General features: G+C 52.6%; 13 protein-coding genes. 6 read left to right on the forward strand and 7 right to left on the reverse strand.

All coding sequences use genetic code 11. The annotated features are described in order from the left end of the window. Positions 1 to 216: 216 nt before the first annotated feature. Positions 217 to 600 (reverse strand): hypothetical protein, encoded by a 384-nt coding sequence (locus tag IE092_RS02665; RefSeq protein WP_189355445.1) that lies wholly within the window; start codon positions 598 to 600, stop codon positions 217 to 219. A gap of 327 nt (positions 601 to 927) precedes the next feature. Between IE092_RS02665 and pstS the strand changes: the two genes are divergently transcribed. Then, a complete protein-coding gene (gene pstS / locus IE092_RS02670) occupies positions 928 to 1,911 on the forward strand; it encodes a phosphate ABC transporter substrate-binding protein PstS (protein ID WP_229792989.1) in 984 nt (327 codons plus the stop codon). A 105-nt stretch (positions 1,912 to 2,016) separates the two neighbouring features. On the opposite strand, the gene IE092_RS02675 is transcribed toward pstS, so the two are convergent. Continuing rightward, complete coding sequence (locus IE092_RS02675) at positions 2,017 to 2,862, reverse strand: hypothetical protein (RefSeq protein ID WP_189355447.1); 846 nt, start codon at positions 2,860 to 2,862, stop codon at positions 2,017 to 2,019. 450 nt (positions 2,863 to 3,312) lie between these two features. Here IE092_RS02675 and rpoD point away from each other — a divergent pair, with 450 nt between their 5' ends. Both rpoD and IE092_RS02685 read left to right on the forward strand, forming a co-directional pair. Further along, complete coding sequence (gene rpoD, locus IE092_RS02680; protein ID WP_308427098.1) at positions 3,313 to 6,267, forward strand: RNA polymerase sigma factor RpoD; 2,955 nt, start codon at positions 3,313 to 3,315, stop codon at positions 6,265 to 6,267. Positions 6,268 to 6,351: 84 nt separating this feature from the next. Further along, on the forward strand, positions 6,352 to 6,552 hold the full coding sequence (locus tag IE092_RS02685; protein ID WP_189355448.1) for a hypothetical protein: 201 nt from the start codon (positions 6,352 to 6,354) through the stop codon (positions 6,550 to 6,552). Between the two features lie 128 nt (positions 6,553 to 6,680). On the opposite strand, the gene IE092_RS02690 is transcribed toward IE092_RS02685, so the two are convergent. The 3 genes from IE092_RS02690 to IE092_RS02700 all read right to left on the reverse strand — a co-directional run bounded on the left by IE092_RS02690 (position 6,681) and on the right by IE092_RS02700 (position 10,227). Further along, positions 6,681 to 7,232, reverse strand: a complete 552-nt coding sequence (locus IE092_RS02690) for an AAA family ATPase (RefSeq protein ID WP_229792990.1) — start codon at positions 7,230 to 7,232, stop codon at positions 6,681 to 6,683. Then, positions 7,208 to 7,795: a nicotinamide riboside transporter PnuC gene (gene pnuC / locus IE092_RS02695; protein WP_189355449.1), complete on the reverse strand. Its 588-nt coding sequence runs from the start codon at positions 7,793 to 7,795 to the stop codon at positions 7,208 to 7,210. Before pnuC ends, IE092_RS02690 begins: the two co-directional genes overlap by 25 nt. Positions 7,796 to 7,968: 173 nt before the next feature. After that, positions 7,969 to 10,227, reverse strand: a complete 2,259-nt coding sequence (locus IE092_RS02700; protein WP_189355450.1) for a TonB-dependent receptor plug domain-containing protein — start codon at positions 10,225 to 10,227, stop codon at positions 7,969 to 7,971. A gap of 266 nt (positions 10,228 to 10,493) precedes the next feature. Between IE092_RS02700 and IE092_RS02705 the strand changes: the two genes are divergently transcribed. Beyond that, entirely contained in the window at positions 10,494 to 11,126 is a 633-nt protein-coding gene (locus IE092_RS02705; protein ID WP_189355451.1) for a response regulator, read from the forward strand. Positions 11,127 to 11,216: 90 nt separating this feature from the next. Here IE092_RS02705 and maiA read toward each other — a convergent pair whose 3' ends face one another. Then, positions 11,217 to 11,873, reverse strand: a complete 657-nt coding sequence (gene maiA / locus IE092_RS02710) for a maleylacetoacetate isomerase (protein WP_189355452.1) — start codon at positions 11,871 to 11,873, stop codon at positions 11,217 to 11,219. A gap of 228 nt (positions 11,874 to 12,101) precedes the next feature. Here maiA and IE092_RS02715 point away from each other — a divergent pair, with 228 nt between their 5' ends. Then, positions 12,102 to 13,412, forward strand: coding sequence for a TRZ/ATZ family hydrolase (locus IE092_RS02715; RefSeq protein ID WP_189355453.1), 1,311 nt, complete (start codon positions 12,102 to 12,104; stop codon positions 13,410 to 13,412). A gap of 136 nt (positions 13,413 to 13,548) precedes the next feature. Then, complete coding sequence (locus tag IE092_RS02720; RefSeq protein WP_229792991.1) at positions 13,549 to 15,324, forward strand: M14 family metallopeptidase; 1,776 nt, start codon at positions 13,549 to 13,551, stop codon at positions 15,322 to 15,324. A 439-nt stretch (positions 15,325 to 15,763) separates the two neighbouring features. On the opposite strand, the gene IE092_RS02725 is transcribed toward IE092_RS02720, so the two are convergent. Further along, positions 15,764 to 17,050, reverse strand: a complete 1,287-nt coding sequence (locus IE092_RS02725; protein WP_189355454.1) for a hypothetical protein — start codon at positions 17,048 to 17,050, stop codon at positions 15,764 to 15,766. Positions 17,051 to 17,388 lie beyond the last annotated feature (338 nt).

Raw genomic sequence — 17,388 nt, forward strand, 5'->3', positions numbered from 1 at the left:
TTAATGAGGGATTACTTCAGGACGATGACGTTTTGATTGCAGTTTAATGACAGGCAAAAAATACAACAAATGCTCAGGAAATAAGCAATCAGCAAGGAAGAAACGTGATGAAAACGACAGCAGAAAATGCGGACGGGACTAACAGGAATGCAGCAGCGCAGGCACACAGGGTGTCTGCGCTGATCAACAGAAAATGTAAAGACAGTAACGCGCTGTTTAATCGCGGTCTTTTTTCGGGCGGCCAGCCTTCAGGACAGGCAGTTCCGCGATCAGTTTTTTCAGTGCCGGCGTTTCTGTCTGACTCAGCAGCAGCAAACCAATGCGCAGCAGCTGACTTTTCTTCACTTCAATACCGGCTTTCAGGCAGGCTTTTTTGGTTGCGCCCAGAATCGCGTACTCATCTTCGGGCATAGTGAAACTGTCACGCACCAGCCTGGTTTTTGCCGGTTTAGCCGGTGCTTTGGCGACTTTCAGTCTGACCGGCGCTTTTGCCGCAACTTTGGCGACTTCCGCTTTCTTCACTTCGTCTTTCACCGTTGCAGTCTTCTGTCTGCTGACAGCGCGTACTGTCGTCGTATCCCGTTTTGTCGTAACCGCCATAAGGTCCTCAGTCAAAATAAGCAATTCGTTAATCGATATAAACCATTCCAGCATCCGGTATCAGCATACCTGCATGGCATGACAACTTTGTTACCGGAGAGTAGCAAATTCATCAGAAAAAAGCTTCAGAGTCACACTCTAACCGGCGGATATATCAAGGTGAGATGCGCAATGGACGAATTTCCGAATTTGCTTCAGCGCAGGCACTGTCATAATCACGCCTTTTTCCGCAGCGTTTGTCAGCGGGCCGTCGAAAGCCGTTATATGTTAACAAAGTTGTTCAGTTCTCTCTGTGTCAGCGCAATCTGTGTATTCAGTAACGCAGCAATGGCACAGGATATTCAGGGCGCAGGTTCTTCCGCCGCCGCTCCGCTGTATCAGTTGTGGGCCGATGCATTCGGTAAAGCCAAAGGCAGCAAAATTGCGTATCAGGCCAGCGGTTCTTCGTCCGGCATTCGCCAGATTAAAGAAGCTAAAACTGATTTCGGTGCGAGCGATGTTGCTTTACCCGCTTCCGAACTCAAACGCCATGCCTTGCTGCAGTTTCCGTCTGCCATTTCCGGTGTGGCCGTTGTCTATCATCTGCCCGGCATCAAATCTCAGGAATTGCGTCTGACCGGTGATTTATTAGCGCAGATTTTTTCCGGAAAAATCACGCAATGGAATGATGCACGCCTGCAATCAGCCAATCCGCAATTACGTTTGCCAGCGAAAGCCATTGAAGTACTGGTGCGTGAAGATGGCTCGGGCACGACCTGGAATTTCAGCGATTATCTGAGCAAAGTCAGCACTGGCTGGAAAGCCGAAACCGGCCGCGATTTCGTATTGCGCTGGCAACCGCATTTCCGCGCCACCAAAGGCAGCAGCGGTGTTGCCGCAGCGCTCAGAAAAACGCCGTTCAGTATCAGCTATATCGATTACAACTATGTGCTGCAGGAAAAACTGGACGCTGCACAGTTACAGAATCAGGATGGCAAATTCGTCAGCCCCGGTGGAGAAAGTTTTGCCGCCGCGCTGAACAACAGTCGCTGGAAAGCCGAAGGCGGATTTGATGAAACACTGACCAATCAGCCGGGTGCGAAAAGCTGGCCGATTACCATGGGTACCTTTGTGATTCTGCCGCAGGTGACTGCCAGTCCGGCGCAAACCCGCACTGCATTGCAGTTTTTTACGTGGGCGTTTATGAATGGCGACCGTCTGGTCGGTGCTGCAGACTTTGTGCGCTTACCGGATGCGATACAGGCACGTATTTTCCGCGAACTGAACAGTGTGACAACCCGTGACGGCAAACCACTGAGCTTTTATCAGTAACAGGTTTACGATTATTGTCAGCGACATCTCGCAGCAAATAAAAAAAGCGCAGAACCACCATTCTGCGCTTTTTGTTTTTCGGTCATTCACATATTCAGATCAGCATCACTCCGCCGGTGCCTGCATCCATTGCTGCGGCGTGCAGCGATCCCAGTTCATGCCCGCAGCGTAAAACAGTGCTGCGCGGTTTTTCGATAAGAAGTTAAAAGATGGCTGCTGAATCACCTTCACCTGCCCTGCGCTGACAAAAAATTCGACGGTATATTTCGGATACGCCATCACCAGACCACCCGGTACAAACGATACGTCTTCAGGACGGATAATCGCCGCCAGCTGGATCTCGGTCGCACCGGTAACCACCGCCTTCAGGCGCTGAGAATTTTTCTTATACGCTTCACGCTCTGCCATATTGTCACGGGCAGAACTGAGCTTACGGATAATATTCAGCGGATTGGTGCCGACACTGACCAGCGACTCCAGATCAGACAAGGAAGGATCGCGTGCCACTTCGACAATGCTGCGCCAGGTTGGTTTTTCCGGCAGCGTGATACTCAGCTCCGTCACTGCCTCAGTACGTGCCGCCAGTGATTTCATCCATGCATCTGCATCATCGCCCCAGTGGCGGCGGGTAGCGGTTGCGTAGCCGCGGCAACTGTAAAAAGCAGCCGCATCGCGGCGGCTGAGTTTCCCACTGAGCTTGCCATCCTCAAAAATCAGCGCGCCTGGCTCACCTTCGGTCAGCGCGAGGTAATGCCAGACCTTGCCCTGGCTGTCTTTGACTTCAAAACGCTCCATAACGGCTTCAGGCGGGAAATCAGCGACGACCTTACGGGCTTCCTGCGTCGCACTCACCTGTACCGTCTGGGCCTTTGCCAGAACGTTCTGCGCGCACAGCAAAGGCAGCACCAGAGCGCAACAGCGCAGCGCCGGTCTGATCTGATGGTGTTTCATACTTCAGCTCCGTAACAAAAAGGCATACAAAATAACAAACTGTTGCCATGCCCGCCAGAAAATTCTGATCAGACACGAATAAAACCGTGAAAACGTTTTACATGATTTAACATAATTTTCCGTCAACACCGCCTGTGCCAGCCCTTACTGCATAAGGGTTTCCCACGAAGTCGCAAAAATTTTATACAATTGCGCCCTTTCGGATTTCTGCAATTTACCAGACAAAGCTTGTCAGGCAAGGCGAAGACTAGGATAATCTCGCCCTCGCGCAAAAATCCTGTGCGTATAACCGAGTAAGATGATTTCGCTTTTTTGTCAGCGTAGCCCGCTAATTTTCAGCGGGCTTTTTCGTCCGTGTCTGCCGTTGATCTGTCACTTTGATCGTCTGCAGCATCTCGCTATTGCCAAGCTCACTTGACTAGCCCTTTGTTGCCGTACTGAACTTGTTACATGAAAAACAGCTTAACTGACTCATCGACTGCCAACGTAAAAACAGGCTCCACGCTCACGCTGGGTAAAAAGACCCTGCAGCTGAACCGTGGCGCAGCCCCTGCAGCTGCTGCGACACCTGCCCAAGCTGAAGTCACTGCACCTGAAACGGTTGCCGGTGCTGATGCATCCGGCGCCGTACCTGTCATTACCCGCCGCAAAGTCCGCATTCAGAATGTGGCAACTGCAGCGGTCGCTGCACCAAAAGCCTGGACAGCAGAAGAAATCGAAGCAATGGCGCAGATGCCGGAAAGTGAACTTGCTTCCGCCGGTCTGCAAATTCCTGCTGAGCCTGTAACACCTGAAATCATTGCGGAAACTGCGACACCGGAAACGGATGCCGCTGCTGCAGTGATGGCTGCCATCGCCGCACCTGCTGCACCGGCCGAAGCAGAACCGGTCAAACCGGAAGTGAAAGCGGAAATCCGTGCCGACCTGCGTGCGGAACTGCATACCCTGAACGGCAATGACCTGCAAAAACCGCGTGCCGCCGTGATTCGTAAGACACTGGCGAAACCGGCTAAAAAATTATTGCTGGCTGATCAGAAGCAGGACATCAGCAATGTTGCCGGCAGCACCATTAAGAAAGAAGCGCGCATCAGTAATTCGCGCTTTGCGGAACCCTCTCCGGTCAAAACACTGAAACCTGTCAGCGCAGCACCGGCAAGAACCGTCGTGCGCGCAGCGGCGCCTGCAGTGCCTGCAACACCGGTCACACCTGCGCCGGTTGCACGCTTTGAACAGCCTGCGATCATTGCACCTGTCAGTGCACCGGCACCGGTTGCTGTTGCACCTGTGATGCCAGCCGCACCTGTGCGTCCTGCAGCTGTTGCAGCAGCGCCGGCAACACCGGCAGCACCGGCGAAACCTGTCGTCGCCGCATTCAGCGATGCCGATGCGGCAGCAATTCTGACACCGGTAAAAGATGTAAAACGTGGCCGTAAAGCCGTGGATGCGGATGCCGAAGGCGATGAAATCGCCATGCTGAATGCCGCCGAATCTGCAGAGATCAAACTCGCAGCGCGTGCACGCACCCGCAAGAAAGATACACCGGAAGCAGAAGCAGCGCGTCTGGAACACTATCGCAAGCAATTAGCCAAACTGATACGTCTGGGCAAAGACCGTACTTACCTGACTCACGCTGAAATCAATGATCATCTGCCGGAAGAAGTGGCAGATGCTGAAATGATTCAGGAAGTCATCAGCACCCTGAACGATATGGGTATTGCTGTGTACGATCAGGCACCGGACGCAGCCATGATGCTGCTGACCGATACCGTGGTCAGCAATGTCAGTGATGATGAAGCGGAAACCGTGGCAGCGTCTGCGCTGGCCACAGTCGATTCCGACTTCGGCCGCACGACCGACCCGGTTCGTATGTATATGCGTGAAATGGGCGGCGTGGAATTGCTGACACGCAGCGGCGAAATCGAAATCGCCAAGCGTATCGAAGAAGGCCTGAAAGACATGGTGCAGGCAATTTCTGCCTGCCCGGTCACGATTTCTGAAATTCTGGCAATCGCCGACCGTATCGAAAAAGATGAAGTCCTCGCCGATGATGTGGTCGATGGCTTTATTGCTGCGGAAGACAATGAAAACGCCAGCCTGATGCTGAACGACGGCGATGATCTGGATGAAGAAGTCGGCGGAGACGATGACAATGTATCCGACAGCGTCGGGGGCATCAGCGATGAGCAACTGGCACAGCTGAAAGCAACGGCACTGCAAAAACTGCGTTTTGTCGCCAGCAACTTTGAAAAACTCAAAGAAGCGCGTGCAATGGACGGTTATCAGTCTGCAGCCTATCAGCAGGCGCAGCGTGCGATTACCGCAGAACTGCAAACCATTCGCTTTACCACCAAGACAGCAGAAAAACTGTGCGACACCCTGCGCAAGCAGATGAAGGAATTGCGCACGGCAGAAAAGCAATTGATGGATCTGGTGGTGAACCGCTGCGCGATGCCGCGTGAGTATTTCATCAGTATGATTAAAGTACACGCAACCAATCCTGACTGGTTTGAACAGGAAATGGCATCCGGCAAACCATATGCCGCTGCCCTGTCCCGTCATATCCACGCGGTACGCGAACAGCAGCGCCGTCTGATTGAGCTGGAAAACCGCGTTGAACTGCCGCTCAGTGATCTGCGTGACATTAACCGTCAGATGATTGCCGGTGAAAAACGTTCTGCAGAAGCCAAACAGGCGATGACTGAGGCCAATCTGCGTCTGGTCATTTCGATTGCGAAAAAATACGTGAACCGTGGTCTGCAATTCCTGGATCTGATTCAGGAAGGCAATATCGGCCTGCTGAAAGCGGTTGATAAATTTGAATACCGCCGCGGCTACAAATTCTCTACCTATGCAACATGGTGGATTCGTCAGGCAATCGCCCGTGCGATTGCAGATCAGGCACGCACGATCCGCGTTCCGGTGCATATGATTGAAACCATCAATAAGATGAACCGCGTTCGCCGTCAGTTGCTGCAATCCACCGGTCTGGAACCTGAACCGGTTGCGATCGCAGAGAAAATGGGCTTACCGGAATCCAAAGTCCGCGAAATCCTGAAGATTTCCAAAGAACCGGTATCGCTGGACGTCCCAATCGGTGATGATGGCGATTCCGCGCTGAGCGACTTTATCGAAGACGGCAACACCATGTCGCCTATGCACGCAGCAATGCAGGCATCGGTTAACGCCAAGCTGAAAGAAGCACTGGATGGCCTGAGCCCGCGTGAAGCGAAAGTTTTGCGCATGCGTTTCGGTCTGGAAACATCCACCGAGTTCACGCTGGAAGAAGTTGGCAAACAGTTTGAAGTAACGCGCGAACGTATTCGTCAGATCGAAGCGAAAGCGATGAAGAAACTGCGTACACCGGGCAAAGCAGAACAATTGCGCAGCCTGATGGAAAACGAATAAGTCTGAGCTGATCGCTTAGTACTGTTGAAAAAACGCCCGCGAATGTTGCGGGCGTTTTGTTTTGGATGTCAGCGACGGCAAGAAATGTCCGCATTGTCCGTGCCGCAGAAATTCATCGTCCCGCTCATGCGCCGTCAAACGGCACAACAAGTCAATAAAGCACGCTCCGAACGCGGTGACTATGCAAAAATCCGCATGTGTGATTTCCGGAGCGCCAGAGTTTCTGCCGACGACAAGCCGGATGCTATGCAGAACCCCGCATTTAGGCTGAAAAATGGCCTTTGACAGCACTTTTGACCGTCACAACGGACTTTACTCATCAGACCCAGTTTAAAACGATCTTCAGCACAGAGACTGAAAAAACAAAAAAGCCGCTCAGCGAGCGGCTTTAACAGCAACGACCGGCAATCAACTCAGGCGCCGATCAGAAAATCCATGGCAAACGCGACCTGATCCAGACGCTCCTGCATACCGCCAGCGAGCAGCAAATGCGGGATTTCGCGCTCTTCCAGCTCCTGCTGCAACTTATCGTGAATACGCTGGCGTACCGCAGGTGACTCGCGCTGCAAACCGTCATCCACCCACGCAAAGTCAGGCGAGGTCAGCAAAGTGAAATCGTAGTCATGGGTTGCAGCCAGCTCAAACAACGCCAGATCAGCTTTACCGAAATAATGTTCGCTGTATAAACGAATCATCAGCGGCGAGGTATCGCAGAACAGAAAGCGATTCGCCTGCGGCAGCATTTCTGCCTCGCGCTGCACCTGCATACGCGCGATGTCAATTTGCTCATGTTCTTTTGGTGTGCGCTGATGCTGCGCGACAAAATCACGCAGATATTCCGGCACCCATACCGTGTTGTAATGCGTTGCCAGCGCTTGTGCCAGCGACGTTTTACCGCTGCACTCCGCACCGACAATCACAATTTTCTGAACCGGTTTATTTAATTCTGCAGATCCTGCTTCCAACGTTCCCACCCCTGTACTGCCATCAACACAAAAATACCGTATAACACCGCGGTCAGCTGCAAACCTTTATACAGATACAAACCAACGTACAGCACGTCCACTGCAATCCAGATCAGCCAGTTTTCGACGCGCTTTTTGGCGAGCAGATACTGCCCGACCAGACTGCCTGCCGTCAGAAATGCATCGATGTAAGGTACATCGCTGTCTGTATAAATACGCAATGCTGCAGCAATCGCCACAAACGATACGCCCCAGCTGGCAAACACAGCAAGCTGCCCGCGCTGTGTCAGCTCCGTCACAGGTAATGCGCGTTGCTCAATACCGCGCAACCACCAGATCCAGCCCTGTACCGATACCGCGACGAACACCGCTTGCAGTGCCATATCGCCATACAGTGCAGACTGAAAAAACACCACGCCGTACATCAGCGACGAGACAATCGAAAACAGCCATGCCCAGTGCAACTGACGGATATTCAGCCAGACCGTCGCCACCGACAGCATAAAAGAAATCAGTTCCAGCCAGCTGGTGCTGAACGGACCGATGACCAGTGCATCGTTCATTCTGTACCCTGTAAAAAGTCAGTCCGGCATTATCGGCGATGATCGCGGTACTGTCATGAAAAACTTTGAAAAATTGCCCCCGGACAGACAAGCTGTACGGGGGCAGGTTTATTGCTGCGTTACGGCGTGCACCATCATCGTGCGCACAATCACTTACATCATGTTTTCAGTGCTCAGAACTTGTGTTCAAACATCGCACGGAAAGTCACGGTGGTTGGTGTGTAATTCGTTTGCACGATAGAACCGGCCGCGTTGTAGTAAGTGGATTGCGACAGATTATCCTGATGCAGCCAGTTCGAGACCGAAGCACGCAGGCTGGTTTTCGGATCGAATTTCCACAGTGCATATACATCCACCACACGCTTCGGTGTTGAATATGCGGTGCGGTCTGCAGCAATACGTACTTCGCCTGCACCCTGATAACCGTAGTTACCACCGACAGTCAGCGGCGTACCGTCGATCTTGTAATCGACACCAATGTTTGCGCTGACCGGCGTTTGTGAGGCCAGACGGTTGTTCGGGCCAGGTACAGAACTCAGATCCGAGAAGTTAAACGATGCATTTGCGCGCAGATCAATCGAAGGCGCATTGTCCATCAGCGCGCGCAGCGGCATTTTTGCATCCAGCTCTATGCCTTTGGTGGTTGCATTACCGGCATTCGCAGGCATCGATACCCAGCGGCCATCAATCTGGTTTAACTGTGTAATCACCACATCCGTGATTTTACGCATGTACACGCTGGCACTCAGCACACCGCCCTGTGGCATGTAATGTTCGTATGCCAGATCCAGACCCCAAGCCAGTTCAGGCTTCAGATTCGGATTACCGGTGGAATCCGGATTGGTTTGCTTATTGTCTGTCGACAGGAAGCGACGCGGAATCAGCGAATTGGTGTCAGGTGCTTTGTAAGTGCGGGTCAGTCCGAATCGCAGCTGATCATTTTTACTGTCCGGCAGTTTGTACAGGGTTTGCAGAATTGGGCTGAATACGCTGGAACGGTTTTTCACGTCAGCATAGGTATTACCGGAACTCTTGGTTTCCAGACCTTCCCAGCGCAGACCGGCGTACACCGACCATTGCTTGGTCACGTTCCATTCATCCTGCGCAAACAAAGCCAGACGCGACACGGTTGCATCAAAATCTTCATTCAGATTAATCGGTGTCAGCTTGGTGCCGGTGACCGGATCAGCCGTCACCACATCTGCCTGCGTACGGGTTTCATTCCGTTTGGAATACTCAGCATCCCAGCCGAATACAACGGAATGGTCTTCGATGAACGGTGCGCTGTACTTACCGCTGGTAGTCCAGCCTTTCGCCGTGCCGGACGATGAGGTACTGCGATTCAGAATCGATGCGCCATTGTTGCCAAAGCCGGCCAGATCAACATCCGATTCACGTTTATTCAGGTTAACACCAAACTTCACATCGAGTTTGGCACTGTCCGCCATGCGGTGTATCCAGTTCAGATTACTGCGCAGCATCGCAAATTCAGACGTCACACGCTGCAAATCCGACAGGTATTGCGGCTGCGGCCCGCTTGGTGCTGCAGTCACTTCCGAGTTGTAGCCACGGAAGCGGTTCGCGTTAATAAAACTCTGGCTGGTGATGATGTCACCGTTCGGCAAATTCCAGTTAACACGCGGCGACATACCAAGGCCATCAAACGTGCCCCAGTTATTTGAATCTGTGCGCTGATTACCGGTTTGCTTACCGGTGGTATCGAAATACTGCGTCGTGGAATACGACGGACGCTCAAACTTACCGTGATTCAGATTACCGGAAACCGAGTACGACATCGCGCCCGCTTTATCCGAAATCTGAAAATTCACGTTCGCGCCGTACTTACCGCCGTCGGACTGGCCGCCGGCTTTGATTTCGCGCTGCGCAGTCTGAATTGCACGTTTCAGAACGATATTAATCGCACCGGCAACTGCCTGCGTGCTCAGTTCTGCAGTTGCAGCACGGATGACTTCAATACGCTCAATCAGATCAGGAGAAATCGAATCCAGCGAAAAACCCGGCGGACTTGGCTCGCCATTCAGCAGAATCTGGGTATAGCCTGCACCCAGGCCACGCATACGGATTTCACCACCACGACCCTGCACGCCGCCAATGGTCACACCCGGCAAACGCTTCAGAACGTCACCAACGGTGGTATCACCAAAACGCACGATTTCTTCTTGTGTGACAACGATTTTTGTAGCCGTGTCCTGACGACGCTCGTCATAGCCTTTTGCGCCCTGCACTTCCACTTTTTGCACTGCGCCAGTATCCGGCACCGCTTTTTTGACGTCCACCGCTTTTTTCGGCGCTTCTTTTACAGGTGTTTCAGGTGATTGCTGTGCATGCGCAAATACCGGCAGTGTCATCATCACTGCCAGTGTGAGCATACGTTTCGGCGTGTTCGGCATCTTGGCTTTCTGGGTTTTCATCGTAGTCAGATTGAGTCATTACTGCGCATATGATGCTGCATTGCACGAGAAAGTTCCCCGCATACAAACATCGTTAATCTTTGATACTTTTCAGCGTCCGCAGCAACACTGCGATACACTGACAACACATAATTACTACGCGTAATAACCAACCGGAATGCAGTCTTTCAGCCACAAACTGCCTGATTCACCGCTTGATTAAGGGATGCAGTTCACATATCATGAATTGGTAAAAAGACTTTTTCCAAGCACCAGGGAGCACACTGATGATGTCACAACACAGTAAAATGCCCGGCTTGATAAGTAAGCGCTGCACGCAGTCTACGGGCAATCTGACATTTGGCAGCGACTATTTTCTGACAGCAATTCCGTCACTCATCTTGCAGGATGGCATTTCATCTGCCTGCGAAGCGGATGACGATATGATCAGCTTCGCAGACGAAGAGGCTGATGGTTCTGCCGCCAAAAATGAGCTTACTCCGTGGAAAATCCTGATCACGGATGACGATAAAAACGTGCATGAAACCACATTGCTGGCACTCAGCGGTGTACGCATTCACGGACGACCTCTGCAATTTCTGCATGCATACTCTGCCGGCGAAGCCCGTCAGTTACTGCAGAGCATCCCGGATATTTCTCTGATACTGCTGGATGTGGTAATGGAAACCGTGGACGCAGGTTTGCGACTGGTCGAAACCATACGCGGCGAAATGAATCAGAAAGCCATTAAAATTGTGTTGCGCACCGGTCAGCCCGGCTATGCACCGGAGGATACCGTCAGCCATCAGTTCTCTATCGACGGTTACACCACCAAATCCAAACTGACCCGCTCGCTGCTGATTTCTGTCCTTAGCGACATTCTTGGTGACGCACATAAAGCCAATAGTTTCGCCAGCTAAGCAAACCGAAAATTTTTAAAGCAATAAAAAAGCCCCGTTGTGACCGGGGCTTTTTTATTACGAAGCAAAACAGTCAGCACAGTTATCCGCTTATTCTGCATCCGGTTGCGCCGAAGGCTGCGCCTGCTGGAATGCCGGCAATGCCATACAGCGTTCATACACCGCCATCAGCAAAGGCATAGACGACAAATCACACTGAAAACGCTGTGCATTAAAGATTTGCGGAATCAGTACGCATTCTGCCAGACCCGGTTGCTCACCAAAGCAAAACGGCGTTTGTACCGCGCGCTGCTGCAAGCGCTGCTCCAGTACTTGCAAACCACTTTCGCACCAGTGTTTATACCAGGCATTTTTCTGTTCATCGCTGACACCCAGTGTTTGCGACAGATATTTCAGGATACGCAGGTTATTCACCGGATGAATTTCACAGGCTATCGCCAGCGCAAATGCACGCACTGACGCACGACTGGCTGCATCTTGCGGCAACAGCGGATGTTCCGGATGGGTTTCTTCCAGATATTCAATGATCGCCAGTGACTGGCTCAGCACCACTTCACTGTCCGCGCCGTCATCCACCAGCGCAGGCACCAGCCCTTCCGGATTGATCTGACGATAGGCATCAGACAATTGTTCTCCGCCGTTACGCAGCAAATGCACGCCGGCATGCTCATAGGAAATGCCTTTCAGATTGAGTGCAATACGTACGCGATATGAAGCGGAACTGCGGAAATAACTGTACAGACGCATGAGAAGTCTCCGGTAAAAAGGACGTTTTATGCCTGGATTGTAGCAATCAGACTGCTTAACTGCACATACCGCAAGAATACGGTAGCGGAAGCGGCCATTGACACCCATTCACCGCTGGCGGGTATTTTTGAAGTGAGTTCTATATAATGAGGCACGATTTTGCCCCGCTGCTCAGCATCTGCACCTGCGCTGCAAGCCGCTGCACGGGGCCACAAAAAAGGATACACAATGACAATAACATGCCTGCACCCTGCTTATCTTATTCCCGTGGAGCCCGCCAATCAGGTACTGACCGGTCACGCACTGGTGATGAATGACAGCCTGATCGAAGCCATCCTTCCTTCTGATGAAGCGCGTCTGCGCTATCCGGATGCAATCCATCAGGAATTACCGGATCACGCCCTGACACCGGGCTTCATCAATCTACACGGCCACTCAGCGATGAGCCTGCTGCGCGGGCTGGCGGACGATCTGGCCCTGATGGACTGGCTGAATCACCACATCTGGCCCGCTGAAAAAGCCCATGTTTCTGACGAGTTTGTGTTCGACGGCACCAGTTTTGCGATGGCGGAAATGCTGCGCGGCGGTACGACCACCATCAATGACATGTATTTCCACCACACTGCGGTAGCACGTGCCGGCATCGCATCCGGCATGAATACCGTGGTTGGCTGCAGCATTCTGGAATTTCCTACCGGCTACGCGCAGGATGCCACCGGTTATCTGCAGTTAGCAGAAGATGCGATCAATGAATACCGTGGACAACCCGGCATCGGCTTCACCCTCGCACCGCATGCGCCTTACACTGTTGCCGACGATACCTTCCGCAAAGTCGCTGCTATGGCGGCAGACAAAGGCGTGCGTATCCATTGCCATATCCACGAAACCAATGACGAAGTTCAGGGCAGCATCAGCCAGTACGGCAAGCGTCCGCTGGCACGTCTGGCAGAACTTGGATTGCTGAGCGAGCAACTGATCGCCGCGCACATGGTGCACACCACCGATGAAGACATCGCATTACTGGCAAAACACGGCGTGCACATCGCTCACAATCCGGCCTCTAATCTGAAACTGGCTTCCGGTTTTGCACGAATTCACGCAATGCAGCAAGCCGGTATCAACATCGGTATCGGTACCGATGGCGCTGCCAGCAATAACAAGCTGGATATGATGGCTGACACCCGCTTGGCAGCGATTCTGGCCAAAGCGCAGTCCAGCGATCCGACCGCAGTGAATGCACACACTGCGCTGCGCATGGCGACACTGGATGGTGCAAAGGCGCTGGGCATGGCAGACCGCACCGGCAGCCTGACGGCTGGCAAACAGGCGGATGTGATCGCGATTGATTTGTCGGCAATCGAAACCCAGCCTGTGTTTGATCCGGTATCCCATGTGATTTACGCAGCCGGTCGCGAGCAGGTCAGCCACGTCTGGGTACGCGGCAAAGCGCTGCTGGTGAACCGTGAATTGCAGACACTGGATCAGCAAGCCTTACTGGCAAAAGCACGCTGGTGGCAGCAACGCATACGCCCGCAATGAACTTTTAGCAAACAGAGCCGTCTGACTTCGCGTCAGGCGGTTTTTGCAGGACGGGCCGCAACGGCCACCGCTCCCTTTTCCACGGCGCCAGTGCGCGTCTGACCGGTTTCCGGTTCATATTCTCAGTTGGTTGACGATGATGATGCATAAGTTATTGCCAGCGGCGCTGGCTTGTCTGTTTGCAGTACCGGCGGCGCAGGCTGCTGAAAACATGGTGACATTGGCGGAAAAATCTCAGTTCACCAAAACCGGGCGCTACACCGAAGTCGATACCCTGTGTAAAAATTTCCAGAAAAATTATCCGAAATGGGTACGCTGTCAGGAAATCGGCCGCTCACCGGAAGGCCGCCCGATCCTGGTGCTGATCGCCACCAAAACCGGCGCACTGACGCCACTGACCGCTAAAGAAAAACAGATTCCGGTGACGCTGCTGCAGGGTGGCATTCATGCCGGAGAAATCGACGGCAAAGACGCCGGATTTCTGGTGCTGCGCGAATTACTCGAAAACCCGTCCAGCGACGTGCTGGACAAGCAAGTCGTGATGTTTGTGCCGGTATTTAACGTAGACGGACACGAACGTTTCGGCAAATGGAACCGCCCGAATCAGCGCGGCCCGGAAGAAATGGGCTGGCGCACCAGCGCACAGAATGCCAATCTGAACCGCGATTACGCCAAAGCAGACACGCCGGAAATGCAGGCGATGCTGCGAATGGTGAATCAGTGGGACCCGCTGGTCACGGTGGATCTGCATGTGACCGATGGGGCTAAATTTGAGCATGATGTGTCTGTGCAGGTAGAACCAAAACATGCGGGCGATGAAAAACTGCGCACAGCCGGTCAGTTACTGCAGCAGGCCGTTTTGCAGGATCTGAGCAAAGCCGGTTCGCTGCCGCAACCGTTTTATATGTCGTTTAATCAGGAAGACGATCCGATGTCCGGCTTCACGGATGAAGTACCGGGCGCACGTTTTTCCAACGGTTATTTCATGCTGCGCAACCGCTTCGGCATTCTGGTCGAAACCCATTCGTGGAAAGACTACGCCACCCGCGTCCGCACTACACGCAACACACTGCATTCAGTGCTGAATCAGGTCGCACAGCAAGGCGCACAATGGAAAAAACTGGCCGAAGAAGCCGATCAGCAAGCGATGCGGATGGCGGGCAAAGATATTCCGGTCAGCTACCGCAGCACTGATGCCTACAAAACCATCGAATTCCGGGGCTACGCCTACACCCGCACCCAGTCGGACATTTCCGGCGCGCTGATGACACGTTACGACGAAAGCAAGCCGCAAATCTGGCGTGTGAAACTGCGCGATCAGAACGTACCCGACAAGCTGGCACGCCTGCCGGAAGGCGGCTATGTGGTACCGGCTGCCTGGGCGAAAATGGTGGTCGAAAAACTGCGCGTACACGGCATCCAGTTTCAGGCACTGACCAGCGGCTGGAAGGATGTCAGCGTTGAGCGCTTCCAGACCGAAAAAGCCAGCTTCCGTCCAGCGTCGTATGAAGGCCGTCAACCGCTGGAAGTTAAAGGCCAGTGGGTCGCTGATCAGAAACTGCAGTTTGCACGCGGCAGTATCTTCATCCCTTCTGCCCAGCCAAAATCGGCACTGGTGGCAACGCTGTTTGATCCGGCTTCCGCCGATTCCCTGCTGAGCTGGGGCTTGTTCAATCAGGCATTCGAACGCAAAGAATACATGGAAGCCTATGTCGCTGAAGAGGTAGCCCGTGAGCAACTGGCAGCCGATCCGGAACTACGTAAGCAATTCGAACAAAAACTGCGCAGCGACCCGGCATTCGCCAAAGACCCTGCAGCACGTCTGGAATTCTTCGCGCGTCGTCACAGTTCCTGGGATACGGCTTATCAGCAATATCCAGTCTACAAAACGGCGCAGATCCCGAAAAGCTGAGATGTGAACACGGGCGACGGATCACCTGCCCGTGCGCTTGCCCTTACCCGCAAAAACAAAACCGGCCTTCGTCAGGGCCGGTTTTGTTTTATACCTACTGGAACTTTGCCCGCTATCCGGCACAACAAACAGCCATGCATTGTGCAGAACTCCGCATCACCCGGTTTCGGAGAGCCAGACTTTCTGCCGACGACCGTCGGATCGCTGTGCTGAACACCGCATTTGGGGCATTTTCAGGGCTTTACGGCGCTGTTTCAGGGAAGTACGCGAGCAGCTAATGAAGCAGGCTGCCCGATGGATACCGAGTTTGTTCCGGATTGCAATAAATCGTTCGTTCGGATGCTGCCGGTGAAAGCATCATTAAACTGTTACCAAAACTTTCAAGCCAAGGCGTACCAGCCCGCCTTGCGCATGAGAGCATCCAAATATCAGGCACAGTTCAGAACTGATTCTTTTTCCCCAATCTGGCATTCACAATCGTATTGGCAATTACGCGGCGAATCTCACCCTGTATCAGCGTCGCGCACAATCCGGGCTGAACGGGAAGTTCATGCGGGCAAGTGTCGAGAAACACTTCGCGGCAATCTTTTGCGCCACTCAGACAGTATGGATCTTCGTTAAGGACTAATACATCTCTGCCGGATTTAAAATAGCGAATTGAACCCTGGTAAGCGTCCATACTCTTATATGCAGCGTCCTGCTTCAGCATGTCGCGCCAGTAACGAGGCCTTGACCAGGATTGTGTCATTAAGAAATACCGCACGAACTGGCTGGCACCCAAAAAGTGCTTTACCTCCTCAGCCCCGACACGATACTTCGCAAAAAGCTCTCCCAGCTTTACGTATTCTTCGGAACTAAGCTCAGTGCCGTAGCTTTGGCTGAGCATACTTAGCGCTTCGATCATCTGGATGAAAATTCCTTCACCAATGCGCTGTTCATTGCAGTCGGACTCCGGAATGCCTATCTTGCTGCAATAACTGGCACTGTCTTCAATCAGACCCAAAGGTATATACTTCCGCCACTCAACCGAGTGCGAATGTAAGTTACGCAACTCATGCAACGATCGTCCCAAGCCCTGCCTTCGTAACATAGACCAGTGCGTCCAGTGTACAGTCTGTAAAAGAGTATTAAGTTGCATTGATACGCCAGGGCAGCTAATCATGAGCAGTGGTTCTTCACGCAATCTTCCGTCACTGACCAATTTCGCTACATGATTACATCCATGCGAGACGCCGATAATCACCAATGGCTGCTTCAAATCTGATGCCAACTGACGAGCCTGATCGAGTGCGCGCTCCGCTTGGCTCTGTGCATCTGCCAGACTAAAATTTGCCTGAGCGTTTCGAGACTGACAGTATTTTCTGTAATCATCTGAATTATTGATGTTTTTGTGAAGTCGTTCGGTGCAATACCTGACACGTGGCAACGCTGAGGTCGCGGCAGACACACCACTGTGCTCAGTACCAAGCAAGCTGGACAAAAACCATGTTGCATTATCGGTAGGGGACAAAATCCGCATCGTGGCAAAATCAGCCACTCCCTCGGTGCCCGGAAGGTACAAGATCACTGCACCGTCACGATCATGCTTATTTTCTAATTTTTCACATTTACCAGCGATACCTCCAATAGCAGGATCTATGCTGCACGAGCCTGATCGTCCATGCGCATTAAGAATAACAAGGGCTAAAATGAAAAAAACGATAGTATTAACTTTAATTGAGGACATTCACCGACCTTTCCTCGGCAATTAATTCACCATCCGGTGAATATTGTGAATTTCAGATAGAGAAGTCCGGCTGACTGATCAGTCGCCGCTCCACCAGCCAGCAAACAAAAAACCGGCCTTCGTCAAAGCCGGCTTTGTTTTTTATTCGCCGGAACTTTGCCCGCTATCCCGTACAATCATCAGGCGCACATTGTGCAGAACTCCGCATCACCCTGTTTCGGAGAGCCAGACTTTCTGCCGACGACCGCCGGATCGCTGTGCTGAACACCGCATTTGGGGCATTTTCAGGGCTTTACTGGGCTGTCTGAGGCTTGCGCCGCGACAGCACGGACAGCCGG

This window comes from Cognatundibacterium squillarum (genome assembly GCF_014652435.1).
Lineage (GTDB): Bacteria > Pseudomonadota > Gammaproteobacteria > Burkholderiales > Burkholderiaceae_D > Undibacterium > Undibacterium squillarum.